A 16115-nucleotide genomic window follows, 5' to 3' on the forward strand; every position below is an offset into this window, starting at 1 on the left:
ATCATCCCGGACGGCCCGTTCCGGGCCCGTGGCGCCGCCGAGTTGGCCACCGGGCATCGCCCGGATGAACTCCCGGTTTCATTGACTACCCTCTGTCACATGGATAGTTCAGTTACGGCCCCGCTCTACCGGGACATCACCGACTTCGCACATGACATGCCGTCATGGGTGCAACATCTGGCCGAGATATGGACGGAGCTCGGGCTCCTGGTCTTCGGGGTCCTGTTCATCACCGGCTGGTGGCGGGCCCGGAGTCAGGACGACCGCGCCCTGGCGCTGGCGGTGCTCGCGCCCGTCGCGACGGCCTTCGGCTATGTGGCCAGCGAGGTGCTCAAGTCGATGGTGAACGAGGAGCGCCCGTGCAGGTCGGTCGCCGGAGCGGCGGCCTCGTTGGTGACCTGCCCGCCGACCGGTGACTGGTCCTTCCCCAGCAACCACTCCGCGATCGCCGGCGCGGCGGCCGTGGCCCTGGCGATCGCCCGGCCCCGGCTGGCCTGGCTCACGGTGCCGCTGGCGCTGCTGATGGCTTTCTCCCGGGTCTTCGTCGGCGTGCACTATCCGCATGACGTGGCGGTCGGGCTGCTGCTCGGCGCCGCGGTCTCGGCCCTGGTGGTCGCCGTGCTGCGCCGCCCGGCACAGTCGCTCGCCCGGACGGTGCGCGGCAGCGGGGCGCCTGTGGCCGCCTGGGCCTCGGGGCCGGGCACGCCCCCGGCCGGCCGCTCCCACCGACGGGCCAAGCGGCACTGACGGCCCCTGGCAGCCGGGGCCGGCCCCCTTGGGCCGGTTGCCGGACCGCCGGGGCGCGGACGGGTGGCATTATCACCCCAAGGGCCCTCAGCGGGGGCGACACCACCGTGCACGGAACCATCGTGTGTCCTTCCGTGCCAGGATCGGCGGTGCGATGACTGCCATGACTGCGACACAGACGCCCCCCGCCTCCCTCCACTCTCCCGTCATCGGGTGGTTCGACCAGCACGCCCGCGATCTGCCCTGGCGCCGCCCCGAAGCGGGCGCCTGGGGTGTGATGGTGAGCGAGTTCATGCTGCAGCAGACCCCCGTGAGCCGGGTCCTTCCGGTGTACGAGCAGTGGCTCGCCCGCTGGCCCCGCCCCGCCGACCTGGCCGCCGAACCGCCCGGCGAGGCGGTCCGCGCCTGGGGCCGGCTCGGCTACCCGCGCCGGGCGCTCCGCCTGCACGGGGCCGCGCAGGCCATAACGGAACGGCACGGCGGCGACGTACCGAGCGAGCACGCCCAGCTGCTCGCCCTGCCCGGGATCGGCGAGTACACCGCGGCGGCCGTGGCCTCGTTCGCGTACGGGCAGCGGCATGCCGTGCTCGACACGAACGTCCGCCGGGTGTTCGCCCGCGCCGCGACCGGGATCCAGTACCCGCCGAACGCGACCACCGCCGCCGAACGCAAGCTGGCCCGCGCGCTGCTCCCCGAGGAGGACGAGCGGGCGGCCCGCTGGGCCGCCGCGACGATGGAGCTCGGAGCCCTCGTCTGCACCGCGAAGAACGAGGACTGCGACCGCTGCCCGATCGCCGGGCAGTGCGCCTGGCGGCTGGCCGGGAAGCCCGCCCACCAGGGGCCCCCGCGGCGCGGTCAGACCTATGCCGGTACCGACCGGCAGGTGCGCGGCCGGCTGCTCGCCGTGTTGCGCGAGGCGATGACACCGGTGCCGCAGTCGGCGCTGGACGCGGTGTGGGACGAGCCGGTGCAGCGCGCCCGCGCGCTGGACGGCCTGGTCGCCGACGGCCTGGTCGAACCGCTGGCCGGCGGGCAGTACCGGCTGCCGCTGAGCTGAGCTCCGTACCGGCGCCTCTCCGCCGCTGTTACACAACCGATGGACAGCCGTGCGTCGGCGTATGGCTGCTCCGCACAACCCCGTGACAACAGCTCCGTAGCGTCTTCTCCGTCAGCCCGACCGAACGATGGCTGACGGCGGAACCACGGGGATCCACGGGGACGGAGGCGGTTGGAATGGCGCACGGCGAGGTGCTCGCATTCGAGGACTACGTACGCACTCGGCACGACGCGCTGCTGCGCAGCGCGCGACGGCTCGTCCCGGACCCCGTGGACGCGCAGGACCTGCTCCAGACCGCGCTGGCCCGTACGTACGGCCGCTGGGACGGCATCGCCGACAAGTCCCTGGCCGACGCCTATCTGCGCCGCGTCATGATCAACACCCGTACCGAGTGGTGGCGGGCCCGCAAGCTGGACGAGGTCCCCACCGAGCAGCTGCCCGACGCGAGCGTCGAGGACGGCACCGAGCAGCGCGCCGACCGCGCCCTGCTGATGGATGTGCTGGGCGTACTGGCTCCCAAGCAGCGCAGCGTCGTCGTGCTGCGACACTGGGAGCAGATGAGCACGGAGGAGACGGCTGCGGCGCTCGGCATGTCGGCCGGTACGGTGAAGAGCACGCTGCACCGTGCGCTGGCACGGCTGCGCCAGGAGCTGGAGAGCCGTGAGGCGGCGAGCAGCGAGGCCCGGCTCCACGAGGAGCGGGACCTGGCACCCCGCCGCGCTCCGGCAGCCGTCCGGACGCGGGCGGCCAGGCATACGGACGAACGGGGGCGGGAGCGTTGCGCGGCCTGACAGCCAGCGACGGCGACGGCGGTGACCGTGGCGGTGAAAGAGACGACGGTGGCCGAGCGGCCACCGTCGGACGTGGCCGGGTCCTGACCGGCTGGGCGGCGAGCGCCACGACCCTGGTCGGCCTCGCCGCCTTCGGGCTGCTCATCGTCGGCTGCTCGACCGGCGGTACCGGCACCCGGGACGAGGGCCCGGCCGGCACGCAGCCGGTGGCCCAGGTCACGCCCGGCACCGGACCGACCTCCTCCGCGAAGCCCGCCGCGCGGATAGATCCCGTGACGCTGCTCAAGCACGACCCCAAGGTCAGCGAGCGGGTCAGAACGGATCTGAAGCCCTGCACCGGCTCCGCGTACCCGGTGGACACCTCCTACGGCACCATGACCGGGGGGCCCTCGCCCGATGTCGTGGTGAACGTGATGACCTGCGGCGACTCGGTGGGCGTCGGCACGTACGTGTACCGCCCGCGGACCAACGGCCAGTACGAGAACGTGTTCGCCATCGAGCAGCCCGCGGTCTACGGCACCATCGACCGCGGCGATCTGGTGGTGACGACCCAGGTGTACGAGAAGAAGGACTCGGTCTCGTACCCCTCCGGCGAGGAAGTGATCACCTACCGCTGGGCGGGCAGCCGGTTCAACGAGCACGACCGGGTGCACAACGACTTCAACCGAGCAGTCGGCAGCGGCGGTACGGACCTTCCGGGGGCCGCCGACCCGGCGGGGAACTGAGAGCAGTCTGATGGCCGAGACCCACGTCCTGTTCGTCGAGGACGACGATGTCATCCGCGAGGCCACCCAGCTGGCGCTGGAGCGCGCCGGCTTCGTGGTCACCGCCATGCCCGACGGCATGTCGGGCCTCGACGCCTTCCGGGCGGACCGCCCCGACATCGCCCTGCTCGACGTGATGGTGCCTGGACTCGACGGGGTCAGCCTCTGCCGTCGTATCCGCGACGAGTCGACGGTGCCCGTGATCATGCTGTCGGCCCGCGCGGACTCGATCGACGTGGTGCTCGGTCTGGAGGCCGGCGCGGACGACTACGTCACCAAACCCTTCGACGGGGCGGTCCTGGTCGCCCGGATCCGTGCCGTACTGCGCCGTTTCGGCCATGCCTCGGGCGGGCAGCCGGGCACCGGGGAGCCGGAGTTGCAGCCCGCCGGCGGGGTGCTGGTCTTCGGTGATCTGGAGGTCGACACCGAGGGCATGGCGGTCCACCGCGGCGGCGAGCAGGTGGCGCTGACCCCGACCGAGATGCGGCTGCTGCTGGAGTTCTCCGCGGCGCCCGGCACGGTGCTCTCCCGCGACAAGCTCCTGGAGCGGGTCTGGGACTACGGATGGGGCGGTGACACCCGGGTCGTGGATGTCCATGTGCAGCGGCTGCGCACCAAGATCGGCCAGGACCGGATCGAGACGGTCCGCGGCTTCGGCTACAAACTCAGGCCATGAAGCGGCCCGCCCTGCGGACCGGAGTCCGCTGGAAGATCAGCATCGCGATCGCCGCGGTCGGCGCGCTGACCGCGGTCGCGCTCAGCTTCGTCGTCCACAACGCGGCCCGGGTCTCGATGCTGGAGAACGCCCGCGAGGTCCAGCTGGAGCGGCTGACGTACGCCCAGCTGCTGTACGAGGCGACGAAGACGAAGAAGGCCGACCCCCGGTTCGGCGCCAAGCTCAACGACCCGACCATGCCGCGCAGCCTGCGCGCGGAGACCGCCAGGAACCGGCGCGCCACCCATGTCGAGGTGACCAGCAAGGGGGTGCCCGATGTGTGGGCGGCCGTGCCGGTCGGCCACGGTGACGTGCTCTCGCTGCACACCCGGTTCGCGGGCCGCAACTCCACGATCATGCGCGATCTCGACCGGGCGCTGATCATCGGCTCGGTCTCGGTGGTCTTCGGCGGCTGTGCGCTGGGGGTGCTGATCGGCGGGCAGCTGTCGCGCCGGCTGCGCAAGGCGGCGGCCGCGGCGGGCCGGGTCGCGCAGGGCAATACGGAGGTACGGGTCAGGGAGGCCGTCGGCGGTGTCGTCCAGGACGAGACCGATGAGCTGGCCGGTGCGGTGGACGCGCTGACGGACGCGCTGAACGCGCGGATCGAGGCGGAGCGCCGGGTCACCGCGGACATCGCGCACGAGCTGCGTACGCCGGTGACCGGTCTGCTGACGGCGGCCGAGCTGCTGCCGCCCGGCCGCCCCACCGAGCTGGTACGGGACCGGGCGCAGGCGATGCGCACGCTCGTCGAGGACGTGCTGGAGGTGGCCCGGCTGGACAGCGCGTCGGAGCGGGCCGAGCTCCAGGAGGTCGCGCTGGGCGAGTTCGTCAGCCGGCGGATCGCGCTGCTGGACCCGGATGTACGGGTGCGGGTGGTGCATGAGTCCTGGGTCAACACCGATCCGCGGCGCCTGGAGCGCATCCTCGGCAATCTGCTGGGCAACGCCGCCAAGCACGGGGCCACCCCGGTGGAGGTCACGGTCGAGGGCCGGGTGGTCCGGATCCGCGATCACGGTTCCGGGTTCCCGGCGGCGCTGCTGCGCGAGGGGCCGAGCCGGTTCCGTACCGGAAGCAGTGACCGGTCCGGACAGGGGCACGGTCTCGGGCTGACCATCGCGGCCGGTCAGGCCCGGGTCCTCGGGGCCCGGCTGACCTTCCGCAACGCGGCGCCGGAAGGGGCCGCGGAGGGCACGGGCGGGGCGATCGCGGTGCTGTGGCTGCCCGAGCACGCGCCGACGAACACCGGCAGCTTCCCGATGCTCCAGGTGTCCGAGCAGCGCGGCCCGGACAGCGACGAGGCCCGGGGCGCGGAGGCCGGCCGCGGGCGGACCGACGCCTGAGCCGGACACGGCAGGAGGCTACGGGGGCCGAGGGGCCGGGTACGGCAGAAGGCCACCGGGGCCGAGAGGTCCGGTACGGCAGAAGGCTCCCGAAGGGGTCCGTACGTCGAAGGCTTCCGGGGCCGGAGGGGCCCGGGTACGACAGGAGGCCACCGGGGCCGGAGGGGCCCGCCGATACAGCGGAAGGCTCCCGGGGGCGTGCCCCGGGAGCCTCCTTCGTACCCGCTCCGGATCAGACGGCCTCGGCCTGCTGGGTGACCGGACCCGCTCCGCGCAGCGGTACCTCCTTGACGAAGACCGAGGCGACCAGGGCGATCAGGCCGACCGAGGCGCCGACGAGGAACGCGATGTGCGTGCCGGACGACACCGCGAACTGGTAGGCCTCGCGGGCCGCCTCCGGCAGCTTCGCCAGGCTCGCCGCGTCCAGCTGGGCGGACCTGGCGGTGGCTGCCCCGCCGCCGCGGGCGACCATCTCGTCCTGCACCCGCCCGGTGAACAGCGCGCCCATGATCGCGACGCCGAAGGAGCTGCCGAGCGTACGGAAGAGGGTCGTCGCGGAGGAGGCGACGCCCATGTCCTTCATCTCCACGCTGTTCTGCGCGACGAGCATCGTGATCTGCATCAGGAAGCCCATGCCCGCGCCGAGCACCGCCATGTAGACGCCGGAGGTGAACCGCGTGGTGTCGACGTCCATCCGCGAGAGCAGGAAGAGGCCGATCACCATCAGCGCGGAGCCCACCACGGGGAAGATCTTGTACTTGCCGGTGCTGGTGGTGACCCGTCCGGCGACCAGCGAGACGACCATCATCGACAGCAGCATCGGCAGGAGCAGCAGACCCGAGTTGGTCGCCGAGGCGCCCTGGACGGACTGCTGGTACAGCGGCAGGAAGAGCACCGCGCCGAACATCACGAAGCCCGTCATGAAGCCGACGACGGACATCAGGGTGAAGTTGCCGTTGCGGAAGATGTGCAGCGGGATGATCGGTTCCGCCGCCTTCGTCTCGACGAAGACGAAGCCTGCGAGCGAGGCCACGCCGATCGCGATGAGCTCCATGATCACGGCGGAGTTCCAGTCGTACTCCGTACCGCCCCAGGTGGTCACCAGCACGATCGCGGTGATGCCGAGGGTCAGCAGCCCCGCGCCGAGGTAGTCGACCTTGGCCTGGGCCCCCTTCCGCTTCGGCAGGTGCAGCACGATGGTGACCATGGCGAGGGCGACCGCGCCCAGCGGCAGGTTGATGTAGAAGCTCCAGCGCCAGCCGAGGTGGTCGGTGATGGTGCCGCCGACCAGCGGTCCGCCGATCATGGCGATGGCCATGACACCGGCCATCATGCCCTGGTACTTGCCGCGCTCGCGGGGCGGGACGAGGTCGCCGATGATCGCCATGACGCCGACCATCAGGCCGCCCGCGCCGAGTCCCTGGACCGCCCGGAAGCCGATCAGCTGGCCCATGTCCTGGGCCATTCCGCTCAGCACCGAGCCGATCAGGAAGATCACGATGGACGTGAGGAAGATGCCCTTGCGGCCGTACATGTCGCCGAGCTTGCCCCAGATGGGGGTGGAGGCGGCGGTGGCCAGGGTGTACGCGGTGACGACCCAGGACAGGTGCTCCAGGCCGCCGAGGTCGCCGACGATGGTCGGCATGGCCGTGCCGACGATCAGGTTGTCCAGCATGGCGAGCAGCATCGTGATCATCAGGGCGAGCATCACCACCCGGACACTGCGCTGCGGCGTCTCGGGTATCCCGGACGGCCGGTCGGCGACGGCCGCCGCCCCGCCGCCCGCCTTCTTCAGATCGGACATTGTCCCCACTCCCCTGATCCCCTGTCGGTCCCCTGTGCGGCCGGGCACTTACTTGCCGCCCGGCTAGTAACTACACTGGGGAAAGTAGACCCCCAACTAGCCGGGCGTCAAGTAAGTTTCCAGCAAAGGAGAGCTCATGAGGAGCACGCCGCAGCGGCGCCGGGGCAACACGCGCCAGCGCATTCAGGACGTCGCTCTGGAGCTCTTCGCCGAACAGGGCTACGAGAAGACCTCGCTCCGCGAGATCTCCGAGCGGCTGGATGTCACCAAGGCCGCGCTGTACTACCACTTCAAGACCAAGGAAGACATCCTGGTCAGCATCTTCGACGACCTCAACCGTCCGGTCGAGGAGCTGCTGGCCTGGGGCAAGGAGCAGCCGCGCACCCTGGAGACGAAGAAGGAGATCCTCAGCCGCTACAGCGAGGCCCTGGCCGCCGCCGCCCCACTGTTCCGCTTCATGCAGGAGAACCAGGCGGCCGTACGGGACCTGAGCATCGGGGTGACCATCAAGGAGCGCGTCGTCGCCCTGGTCGACCTGCTCCAGGAACCCGGCGGCTCGCTGGCCGACCATGTGCGCTGCTCCACCGCGCTCTTCGCGACGCACGCGGGCATGTTCGCCCTCAAGGACCTCGAAGGCGACCCCGAGGAGAAGCGCAAGGCCGTCCTCGAAGTCGCCTTCGAACTGGTCACCCGGGCCCACGGCCGGGAGTCCGCGGAGTAGCGGAGCCGTCCCGGCCCCGGCCGTCCGGTCGGATCAGACCCGCACGCCCTTCTTGTGCAGGAAGCCGACCGGGTTGACCGCGGAGCCGTAGTCGGCGGTGTGCCGGATCTCGAAGTGCAGGTGCGGGCCGCTGGAGTTGCCGGTGTTGCCGGAGAGCGCGATCCTGTCGCCCGTCTTCACTGTCTCGCCGATCCGCACGTCGATCTTCGACAGGTGGGCGTACTGCGAGTACGTGCCGTTGGCGTGCTTGATCACGACGGCGTTGCCGTACGCGGGACCGTCGCCGCCGCCGTTGGGGCCGGCCTTCACGACGACGCCGGTGTGCGCGGCCTCGACCTTGGTGCCGACCGGCACGGCGAAGTCCTGGCCGGAGTGCTTGTGCGCCCAGCGGCTGCCGTCGTTGCCGAAGCTCGCGCTCAGCTCGTAGCGGCTCACCGGGGCCTCCCAGCCCTGGGCCTTCTTCAGCGCGGCCTTCTTCGCCGCGGCCGCCTGCTTGGTCGCCGCCGCCTTCTTGGCGGCGGCCTTCTCGGCGGCCTTGCCCTGCGCGGCCGCCTGCTGGGCGACCGATTCGGCCGCGCCGCTGGTGATCAGGTTCGCGGAATCCGGGGCACCCGCCGAGCCGGCCGCGAACGCAGCGCCCACACCGAGAACCATCGATGTTCCCAGGCCCGCCGCCAGGACGGCTCCACGGACACGGGACAGGGACGGGCGGCGGGAGTGCTGGAACGAAACGCGCTTCGACATAAGCGGAGAACCTCCGGAGATGACTGGACCCGGCGCTCCGGCCGGGCTGGCCATTCCTTGGTAACCCGCACTCCGGCCATTGCTCAAACACCTCATCTACGAACAAAAGCCGTATCCGGAGCCTCGGGAATCAGCCACCGCGGGTTGGGGGCGAGCCACGCCCGGGCCCGTCGAAACTCTGATTCGGGACAGGTTTAACCCCAGTTCCAAACCTCCCGAAACGGACAGATCCCGCCATCCGGGCTCGGCTCCCTCCGTGCCCGGGAGCTCCTTCCACCGCAGGGCCGAAGGCCCCCGCAGCGATCACCACCCGCTCTCCTACTGCTCCTAGTAGGCCCTGAAAGGGCTGTGCGCCTTGTCACCGCCGGTGGGCCCGAAGGCTGTCCGTTTCGGGACCTTCGGCCTGCGCGACGGCCGGGCCGACACGACGACCGGAGCAACTCCGGGGCTGCCGGCCATGGCCGGTGACACCGCAGGCACCGGTGACACGGACGGCACCGAGTTCGCCGATGCCGTCGAGTCCACGGCCTCGACGCGGCCCTCCTGCTGGACGCCGTCCCGGTGCGCTCCGTCCCCCGTTGCGGCTCGGCACCCTCCACGCCGGGCACGAGGCCCCCGGATGCGGGATCACCGGCTTCCCCGGCATCCAGCGGTACGGCCCCCCGAGCGGCATCCGGAGGCCGGCCGGTACACGGCCGCCGCCCTGCCGATGGCCGGACACCTGCGCGGACCGCCGGTCTGCGAGCCGGACGGCCCGCCGCCTACGGGAAGCGACTCGGAGCCCCGCCACTGGGCGGTATGTCCGGCGGCCCGGCCCTTCGCCGGGAACGTCCTCGGCGGCATCCCCCCGGCGGATCCCACGGCGGATCCTCCGGCAGCGCGGCGGCCGGCACGTGGAGTGCGTACGGCTCACTTCGCTCGTCGCCTCGCGTCCGTTCGAGCTCGTCCACCGGCAGACCGGCAGACCGGCACGACACGGCGCCACGAGCGGATCCATGGCCGCTTCCCTAGGGAAGCCCGGTACGGGGAGGTCCGCGTGCCGGGTGGCCGTCGCCGGCCGGGCCACGCTCACGGGCGGCGAGGGCCTCGACGTGAACCGCCCGCCGCTCCATGCCAGAAGGGGCTGCCCCGGACCGTTCGCACGGTTCCGGGGCAGCCCCTTCTACTTCTGCTCAGGCGCTCGGGGGCGTCCTCACACGTCCTTCGACATGTTCGGGCCCGCGCCGCCTGCCGCCTGCTCGATCGGGGGGACGTCGGGCAGCGCCGACTTCTCCTCGCCGCGGAAGGTGAAGGTCTTCTCCTCACCCTCGCCCTCGGTGCCGACGACCACGATGTGACCGGGGCGCAGCTCACCGAAGAGGATCTTCTCGGAGAGGATGTCCTCGATCTCGCGCTGGATCGTCCGGCGCAGCGGCCGGGCGCCCATCACGGGGTCGTAGCCCTTCTTCGCCAGGAGCGACTTGGCCTCCGAGCTCAGCTCGATGCCCATGTCGCGGTCCTTCAGTCGCTCGTCCACCTTGGCGAGCATGAGGTCGACGATCTGGATGATGTCTTCCTCGGTGAGCTGGTGGAAGACGACCGTGTCGTCGACACGGTTGAGGAACTCGGGGCGGAAGTGCTGCTTGAGCTCTTCGTTGACCTTGTTCTTCATCCGCTCGTAGCCGGTCTTGACGTCACCCTGGGCGGCGAAGCCCAGGTTGAAGCCCTTCGAGATGTCCCGGGTCCCGAGGTTGGTCGTCATGATGATGACCGTGTTCTTGAAGTCCACGACCCGGCCCTGGGAGTCGGTCAGGCGACCGTCCTCCAGAATCTGGAGCAGGGAATTGAAGATATCGGGGTGGGCCTTCTCGACCTCGTCGAAGAGGACGACGGAGAACGGCTTGCGGCGCACCTTCTCGGTGAGCTGGCCACCCTCTTCGTAACCCACGTAACCGGGGGGAGAACCGAAAAGACGGGAAACCGTGTGCTTCTCGCTGAACTCCGACATGTCGAGGGCGATCAGCGCGTCCTCGTCACCGAAGAGGAATTCGGCGAGCGTCTTGGAGAGCTCCGTCTTACCGACACCGGACGGGCCGGCGAAGATGAACGAGCCACCGGGGCGCTTCGGGTCCTTCAGACCGGCTCGCGTACGGCGGATCGCCTGCGAGAGGGCCTTGATGGCGTCCTTCTGCCCGATGACGCGCTTGTGGAGCTCGTCCTCCATGCGCAGCAGACGGGAGGACTCCTCCTCCGTCAGCTTGAAGACCGGGATGCCGGTGGCGGTGGCCAGGACCTCGGCGATCAGCTCGCCGTCGACCTCGGCCACGACGTCCATGTCGCCGGCCTTCCACTCCTTCTCGCGCTTGGTCTTCGCGGCGAGGAGCTGCTTCTCCTTGTCGCGGAGGGAAGCCGCCTTCTCGAAGTCCTGGGAGTCGATGGCCGACTCCTTGTCGCGGCGGACGCCCGCGATCTTCTCGTCGAACTCGCGGAGGTCCGGCGGCGCGGTCATCCGGCGGATGCGCATCCTGGATCCGGCCTCGTCGATCAGGTCGATCGCCTTGTCCGGCAGGAAGCGGTCCGAGATGTACCGGTCGGCCAGCGTCGCGGCCTGGACCAGCGCCTCGTCCGTGATGGAGACGCGGTGGTGGGCCTCGTAGCGGTCGCGCAGACCCTTGAGGATCTCGATGGTGTGCGGCAGCGAGGGCTCCGCGACCTGGATGGGCTGGAAGCGGCGCTCCAGCGCGGCGTCCTTCTCCAGGTGCTTGCGGTACTCGTCGAGCGTGGTGGCACCGATGGTCTGCAGCTCGCCGCGGGCCAGCATCGGCTTGAGGATGCTGGCGGCGTCGATCGCGCCCTCGGCGGCACCCGCACCCACCAGGGTGTGGAGCTCGTCGATGAACAGGATGATGTCGCCGCGGGTGCGGATCTCCTTGAGGACCTTCTTCAGTCGCTCCTCGAAGTCACCGCGGTAGCGGGAGCCGGCGACCAGCGCGCCGAGGTCCAGGGTGTAGAGGTGCTTGTCCTTGAGGGTCTCGGGCACCTCGCCCTTGACGATGGCCTGCGCCAGGCCCTCGACGACCGCCGTCTTGCCGACGCCGGGCTCGCCGATGAGCACCGGGTTGTTCTTGGTGCGGCGGGACAGCACCTGCATGACCCGCTCGATCTCCTTCTCGCGCCCGATGACCGGGTCGAGCTTGGATTCGCGAGCGGCCTGGGTGAGATTCCGGCCGAACTGGTCGAGCACCAGGGACGTGGAGGGCGTGCCTTCCGCGGGGCCGCCCGCGGTCGCCGCCTCCTTGCTGCCCGAGTACCCGGAGAGCAGCTGGATGACCTGCTGCCGCACCCGGTTCAGGTCGGCACCCAGCTTCACGAGGACCTGGGCGGCGACGCCCTCGCCCTCGCGGATCAGGCCGAGCAGGATGTGCTCGGTGCCGATGTAGTTGTGGCCGAGCTGGAGGGCCTCACGGAGCGAGAGCTCCAGGACCTTCTTGGCCCGGGGCGTGAAGGGGATGTGCCCGGACGGGGCCTGCTGGCCCTGGCCGATGATCTCCTCCACCTGCTGGCGGACCGCCTCGAGCGAAATCCCGAGGCTCTCCAGGGCCTTAGCGGCGACACCCTCACCCTCGTGGATAAGGCCCAGGAGGATGTGCTCGGTGCCGATGTAGTTGTGGTTGAGCATCCGGGCTTCTTCCTGAGCCAGGACGACAACCCGCCGCGCGCGGTCGGTGAACCTCTCGAACATCGTTAATCGCTCCTCAGAGCGGTCAGGCAGTAAGGGGTCGGTCCCCTCCCTGTCCTTCCGCAGCTTAGTCCCGCAAGCGGGGACCGCTCATTCCAACTGCCGACACCGTCCTTGGCCTCCTGCCCCGAACGCTGACAACTTCTCCAACCCGATGGTGCGAGACGATGTTCCCGCAGGCCAGGCAGATACCCCTTTCGCCAGTACGCCGATGGCGAACGTGGGATGCCCGAACCTGCGTGTCGCCCCTCCCCACTAGGGATGTCTTACCCGCAATTAGAGACAGTCCATGCGGCGCGCGCCGGTTCCCTCCGCTACGGGCGAACACATTCGCGCTCCCGAATGCGTCCCTACGCCCCCATCCCGGACACATGACGTATCCGATCGCGGACTCTGCGTAACCCCGGGGGTCTCCGTGCCGTTCTTCCGGCATGGCCATCACCGTCCCGCCTCCTGTGCCGTCGGTCACCGGTGCGTCCAAGAGCGGCGACTGCGCCCGGTGGGCACAGTGGTACGAACGCGAGCTCGGCTGGGCGACGGCGGGCACCGCGCCGGTGCGCCTGCTGACCGGGGTGCGGTTCGACGTGCTCCAGGTCCCCGCGGCCGCCGGTCACGCGGCGCTGCGGCGGCTGGACCGCACCGGACCCGTGGCGCTCTCGGGTGCGCGGATGAGCCTGCTGGTCGCGGCGGGGAGCGCCGAAGAGCTGCCCGGGCTGCTCGACTGGCTGGAGTGGGGAGGCGTCGCCCTCTCCCTGACCGCCATCGGAGCGGGCGGCCGGATCACCGCGCCGGTGCCGCCCGGACGGATGGCGGGCCGGCCGGGGGCCGCCGCATGGCTGCGGCCCCCCGGGCCACGACACGAGGAAGGGTCGGGACTCCCGGCCCTCGCCGGCCTCGGGAGCAGGGGTGGGGATGCTCCCGATCTCGTACGGCTGGTGGACGCGGTGGCGACGGAATGCCACCGGGCCCGGTTGATGCGTGCCCGAACGGGGCTGTCGGCGGATGGGCCGACAGCTCAGCCGTTGGCCTTCTCGTAAGCTTCGCGGATCTCCGCGGGAACACGGCCGCGGTCATTCACATTGTGGCCGTTCTCGCGGGCCCACTTACGGATCTCGGCAGTGTCCTTGTTGCCACCCGTAACGGCGCGACCCTTGCCGCGACCGGACGCCGCGCGGCCACCCGTACGCCGGCCACCCTTGGTGTACGGCTCAAGAAGACCACGGAGCTTGTCCGCGTTGCTCGTCGTGAGGTCAATCTCGTACGTCTTGCCATCGAGAGCGAACGTGACCGTCTCGTCCGCCTCGCCGCCGTCGAGGTCATCGACAAGAAGGACCTGAACCTTCTGTGCCACTGGATTCCCTTTCATCGAAAATGCAGTACGCGGAAAGGAAACCGCTTTTCCCCGGAAAACACAAACCCCCGGGAGAGGTTCAGGATCACGGGAAGACGGGAAACATGCGCGATTCGGACATAGGGTTCCGGCTTCTTGTGGCGGGCGCAGATGGCGGTCACAGATGCAGAAGCATCCGGCTGTTGCCCAAGGTGTTCGGCTTCACTCGTTCGAGACCCAGGAACTCCGCTACACCCTCGTCATAGGAACGCAGCAGCTCACTGTAGACATCTCCGTCGACCGGCGTCTCTCCGATCTCCACGAAGCCGTGCTTCGCGAAGAAGTCCACTTCGAAGGTGAGACAGAAAACCCGCCGCACACCCAGCCAGCGCGCGGTCTGCAACAACTTGTCCAGCACTTGATGGCCGACTCCGGCACCCCTGATGCTGTGATCGACGGCGAGAGTACGCACTTCGGCGAGGTCTTCCCACATCACGTGCAGCGCGCCGCAGCCGATGACCCGGGCGTCCTCGTCGCGTTCCGCGATCCAGAACTCCTGGATGTCCTCGTAAAGCGTCACGGTCGCTTTGTCGAGCAGGATGCCTTCACGTACGTACCCGTCGAGGAGACCGCGGACCGATCCCACATCGCTGGTCCTGGCACGTCGGACTGTGATGGCCGTGTTTATGGCTGGCGGTTCGGTACGGGAATCGGCGTACGGAAGCTCTGAGGACATACCCCGACGCTATCGCCCGGCCTCCGGGGCCGCCCCATCGGCCGGATCTCCGGCCGCTTCTCCGGCCGCTTCACCGGTGACCGCATCGGCTGGTTCACCGGCGGGTTCGCCGGGCGGGGGCCCGGGGGTTCCGGACAGGTCGGGCTGCACGATCCGCATGGCGTCCCGGAGGGCCTCGCGCTGCTCGGCGGACATCATGCCGAAGAAGGCGACAAGTGCGGCCGCGGGGTTGTCACTGCGCGACCAGGCTTCGTTCATCAGTGCGGCCGAGTAGGCGGCGCGGGTGGAGACCGCCGTATATCTATATGCGCGGCCGTCGACTTCCCTGCGTACCCAGCCCTTCTGATGGAGATTGTCCATTACCGTCATGACGGTCGTGTAGGCGATGGAGCGTTCCTGCTGAAGGTCCTCAAGGACTTCCCGCACGGTGACCGGACGGTTCCATTGCCAGACCCGTGTCATCACGGCGTCTTCCAGATCTCCCAATTGACGGGGCACGATGTCACTTTAGTGCCAGATGCCTGGAATGACCGGTTATTCGTGCAGCAAAGCGCGAAAGGGCGCACGGCTCGGGTCGAGCCGTGCGCCCTTTCGCGTGCTGCGGGACGGCGGGGTCAGGCGCCGTCGGTCCGCGGGGCCTGCTGGACCGACTCGGCGCGGCCGATCGCCAGGTCCACGGCCGCGTCCTCCTTGGCCTTGTTGGGACCGCCCTGGCTCTTGACGATCGTCACGACGAGGCCGATGAAGAAGGCGGCCATCACCACGGGGGGCACGAGCGCGGATACATAGTCCATGACGTCCAGAGTAGCGAGGCCGGTACGGACTTCCGCGGCGCCCCTCCACCGGGACCTTTCCGGCGGATCGGGGCCGGACGGGCCCCGGGGCCTCTCGCTCCGGCCCCGCGGGCCCGGCACGATCCGGGCCGGAGGCCCTAACCCGCGGCGCGCTGCTGCGGCGGCGGCGGCACCGGGCGGCGGCGCGGCGGGAAGACCTCCGAGGGCTTCGGCGCCGGACGCCCGGGCACCCGGCCGGGCCGGGCGGGCTCCGCCGGGGCCTTGGGCCGTTCGGGTTCGGCTTCGGCGGCCCGGCCGCCGGGCAGGGCGAGGAGCCTGCTGCGCGGCGCGGGGGCCTTGACCGATACGGCCCGCCCGGCGAGGCGGGCCTGCACCGACCGTTCCGCGAGCACCTGACAGCGCTCCAGGAGCGCCGCGGCCAGCGGTCTGTGGCGCAGGGCGCGCAGCGCGGCGAGGTCGTCGGGACCGGGGTCGTATCCGCCTGCCAGAGCGTCCTGGAGCAGCTCCAGATAGCCGCTGACGGAGCCGGGGAGGGCGTTGCGGTAGCGGACGAGATCGGCGAGGAGGAACGTGCGCAGCCGTCCCGCCTCGCCGACCGCCTCGTCCACGGCGCCGGCCAGCCGCAGACAGTCCTGGACGTCCTCGTCCGGCAGGGGCATGGGGTGAAGGGCGATGGCGAGGGCACGTCGGAGCACCCGCAGCTCGTCCGCGCTGAACGCCATGCCGCCGCGTGATCCGTAAGGCGTGGGCATGACGCAACAATACGTGCTAAATGGACAAAATCGGCTTAACTGGCCGTCGGCGGCGCGGCGGCGGGCTCGCTCCCCCGTGGGCCGTTCCCGCAGGTACACCGC

16 protein-coding genes are annotated in these 16115 nt (G+C 70.3%); 8 read left to right on the forward strand and 8 right to left on the reverse strand.

All coding sequences use genetic code 11. The features are described from left to right. Window positions 1-99 precede the first annotated feature (99 nt). From AB0D53_RS26815 to cseC, 6 genes are all read left to right on the forward strand, one after another. Window positions 100-747, forward strand: coding sequence for a phosphatase PAP2 family protein (locus tag AB0D53_RS26815; RefSeq protein ID WP_362451012.1), 648 nt, complete (start codon window positions 100-102; stop codon window positions 745-747). A gap of 154 nt (window positions 748-901) precedes the next feature. Then, window positions 902-1804, forward strand: a complete 903-nt coding sequence (locus tag AB0D53_RS26820; RefSeq protein WP_072487051.1) for an A/G-specific adenine glycosylase — start codon at window positions 902-904, stop codon at window positions 1802-1804. A 176-nt stretch (window positions 1805-1980) separates the two neighbouring features. After that, window positions 1981-2595 (forward strand): SigE family RNA polymerase sigma factor, encoded by a 615-nt coding sequence (locus AB0D53_RS26825; protein ID WP_362451014.1) that lies wholly within the window; start codon window positions 1981-1983, stop codon window positions 2593-2595. 83 nt (window positions 2596-2678) lie between these two features. Further along, entirely contained in the window at window positions 2679-3320 is a 642-nt protein-coding gene (locus AB0D53_RS26830; protein WP_362451271.1) for a hypothetical protein, read from the forward strand. A gap of 7 nt (window positions 3321-3327) precedes the next feature. Next, window positions 3328-4035, forward strand: a complete 708-nt coding sequence (gene cseB / locus AB0D53_RS26835) for a two-component system response regulator CseB (RefSeq protein WP_329820490.1) — start codon at window positions 3328-3330, stop codon at window positions 4033-4035. Next, window positions 4032-5414 carry a two-component system sensor histidine kinase CseC gene (cseC, locus tag AB0D53_RS26840; protein WP_362451016.1) on the forward strand — a complete coding sequence of 461 codons (1383 nt, stop codon included), beginning with the start codon at window positions 4032-4034 and terminating at the stop codon, window positions 5412-5414. The genes cseB and cseC overlap by 4 nt, the downstream gene beginning before the upstream one ends. A 232-nt stretch (window positions 5415-5646) precedes the next feature. On the opposite strand, the gene AB0D53_RS26845 is transcribed toward cseC, so the two are convergent. Then, window positions 5647-7218, reverse strand: a complete 1572-nt coding sequence (locus tag AB0D53_RS26845; protein WP_362451018.1) for an MDR family MFS transporter — start codon at window positions 7216-7218, stop codon at window positions 5647-5649. Window positions 7219-7354: 136 nt separating this feature from the next. On the opposite strand from AB0D53_RS26845, the gene AB0D53_RS26850 reads away from it, so the two are divergent. Further along, the gene (locus tag AB0D53_RS26850) at window positions 7355-7939 is read left to right on the forward strand and encodes a helix-turn-helix domain-containing protein (protein WP_362451020.1); all 585 of its coding nucleotides are present in this window, start codon (window positions 7355-7357) and stop codon (window positions 7937-7939) included. 33 nt (window positions 7940-7972) lie between these two features. Here AB0D53_RS26850 and AB0D53_RS26855 read toward each other — a convergent pair whose 3' ends face one another. Together AB0D53_RS26855 and AB0D53_RS26860 are read right to left on the reverse strand one after the other, a co-directional pair. Then, window positions 7973-8683: a M23 family metallopeptidase gene (locus AB0D53_RS26855; protein WP_362451022.1), complete on the reverse strand. Its 711-nt coding sequence runs from the start codon at window positions 8681-8683 to the stop codon at window positions 7973-7975. 1192 nt (window positions 8684-9875) lie between these two features. Next, the gene (locus AB0D53_RS26860; protein ID WP_329820414.1) at window positions 9876-12404 is read right to left on the reverse strand and encodes an ATP-dependent Clp protease ATP-binding subunit; all 2529 of its coding nucleotides are present in this window, start codon (window positions 12402-12404) and stop codon (window positions 9876-9878) included. Window positions 12405-12832: 428 nt separating this feature from the next. Here AB0D53_RS26860 and AB0D53_RS26865 point away from each other — a divergent pair, with 428 nt between their 5' ends. After that, entirely contained in the window at window positions 12833-13438 is a 606-nt protein-coding gene (locus AB0D53_RS26865; RefSeq protein WP_362451025.1) for an SCO3374 family protein, read from the forward strand. Here AB0D53_RS26865 and AB0D53_RS26870 read toward each other — a convergent pair. From AB0D53_RS26870 to AB0D53_RS26890, 5 genes are all read right to left on the reverse strand, one after another. Continuing rightward, window positions 13417-13752 (reverse strand): Lsr2 family protein, encoded by a 336-nt coding sequence (locus tag AB0D53_RS26870; RefSeq protein WP_072487060.1) that lies wholly within the window; start codon window positions 13750-13752, stop codon window positions 13417-13419. The genes AB0D53_RS26865 and AB0D53_RS26870 overlap by 22 nt on opposite strands. 157 nt (window positions 13753-13909) lie before the next feature. After that, entirely contained in the window at window positions 13910-14467 is a 558-nt protein-coding gene (locus tag AB0D53_RS26875) for an amino-acid N-acetyltransferase (protein WP_362451027.1), read from the reverse strand. A gap of 9 nt (window positions 14468-14476) precedes the next feature. Next, a complete protein-coding gene (locus AB0D53_RS26880; RefSeq protein WP_362451029.1) occupies window positions 14477-14965 on the reverse strand; it encodes a BlaI/MecI/CopY family transcriptional regulator in 489 nt (162 codons plus the stop codon). Between the two features lie 116 nt (window positions 14966-15081). Then, window positions 15082-15261 carry a hypothetical protein gene (locus tag AB0D53_RS26885; protein WP_093547418.1) on the reverse strand — a complete coding sequence of 60 codons (180 nt, stop codon included), beginning with the start codon at window positions 15259-15261 and terminating at the stop codon, window positions 15082-15084. 137 nt (window positions 15262-15398) lie between these two features. After that, on the reverse strand, window positions 15399-15983 hold the full coding sequence (locus tag AB0D53_RS26890) for a hypothetical protein (protein ID WP_362451273.1): 585 nt from the start codon (window positions 15981-15983) through the stop codon (window positions 15399-15401). Between the last annotated feature and the right edge of the window lie 132 nt (window positions 15984-16115).

Source organism: Streptomyces sp. NPDC048295, assembly GCF_040652135.1.
Classification (GTDB): domain Bacteria; phylum Actinomycetota; class Actinomycetes; order Streptomycetales; family Streptomycetaceae; genus Streptomyces.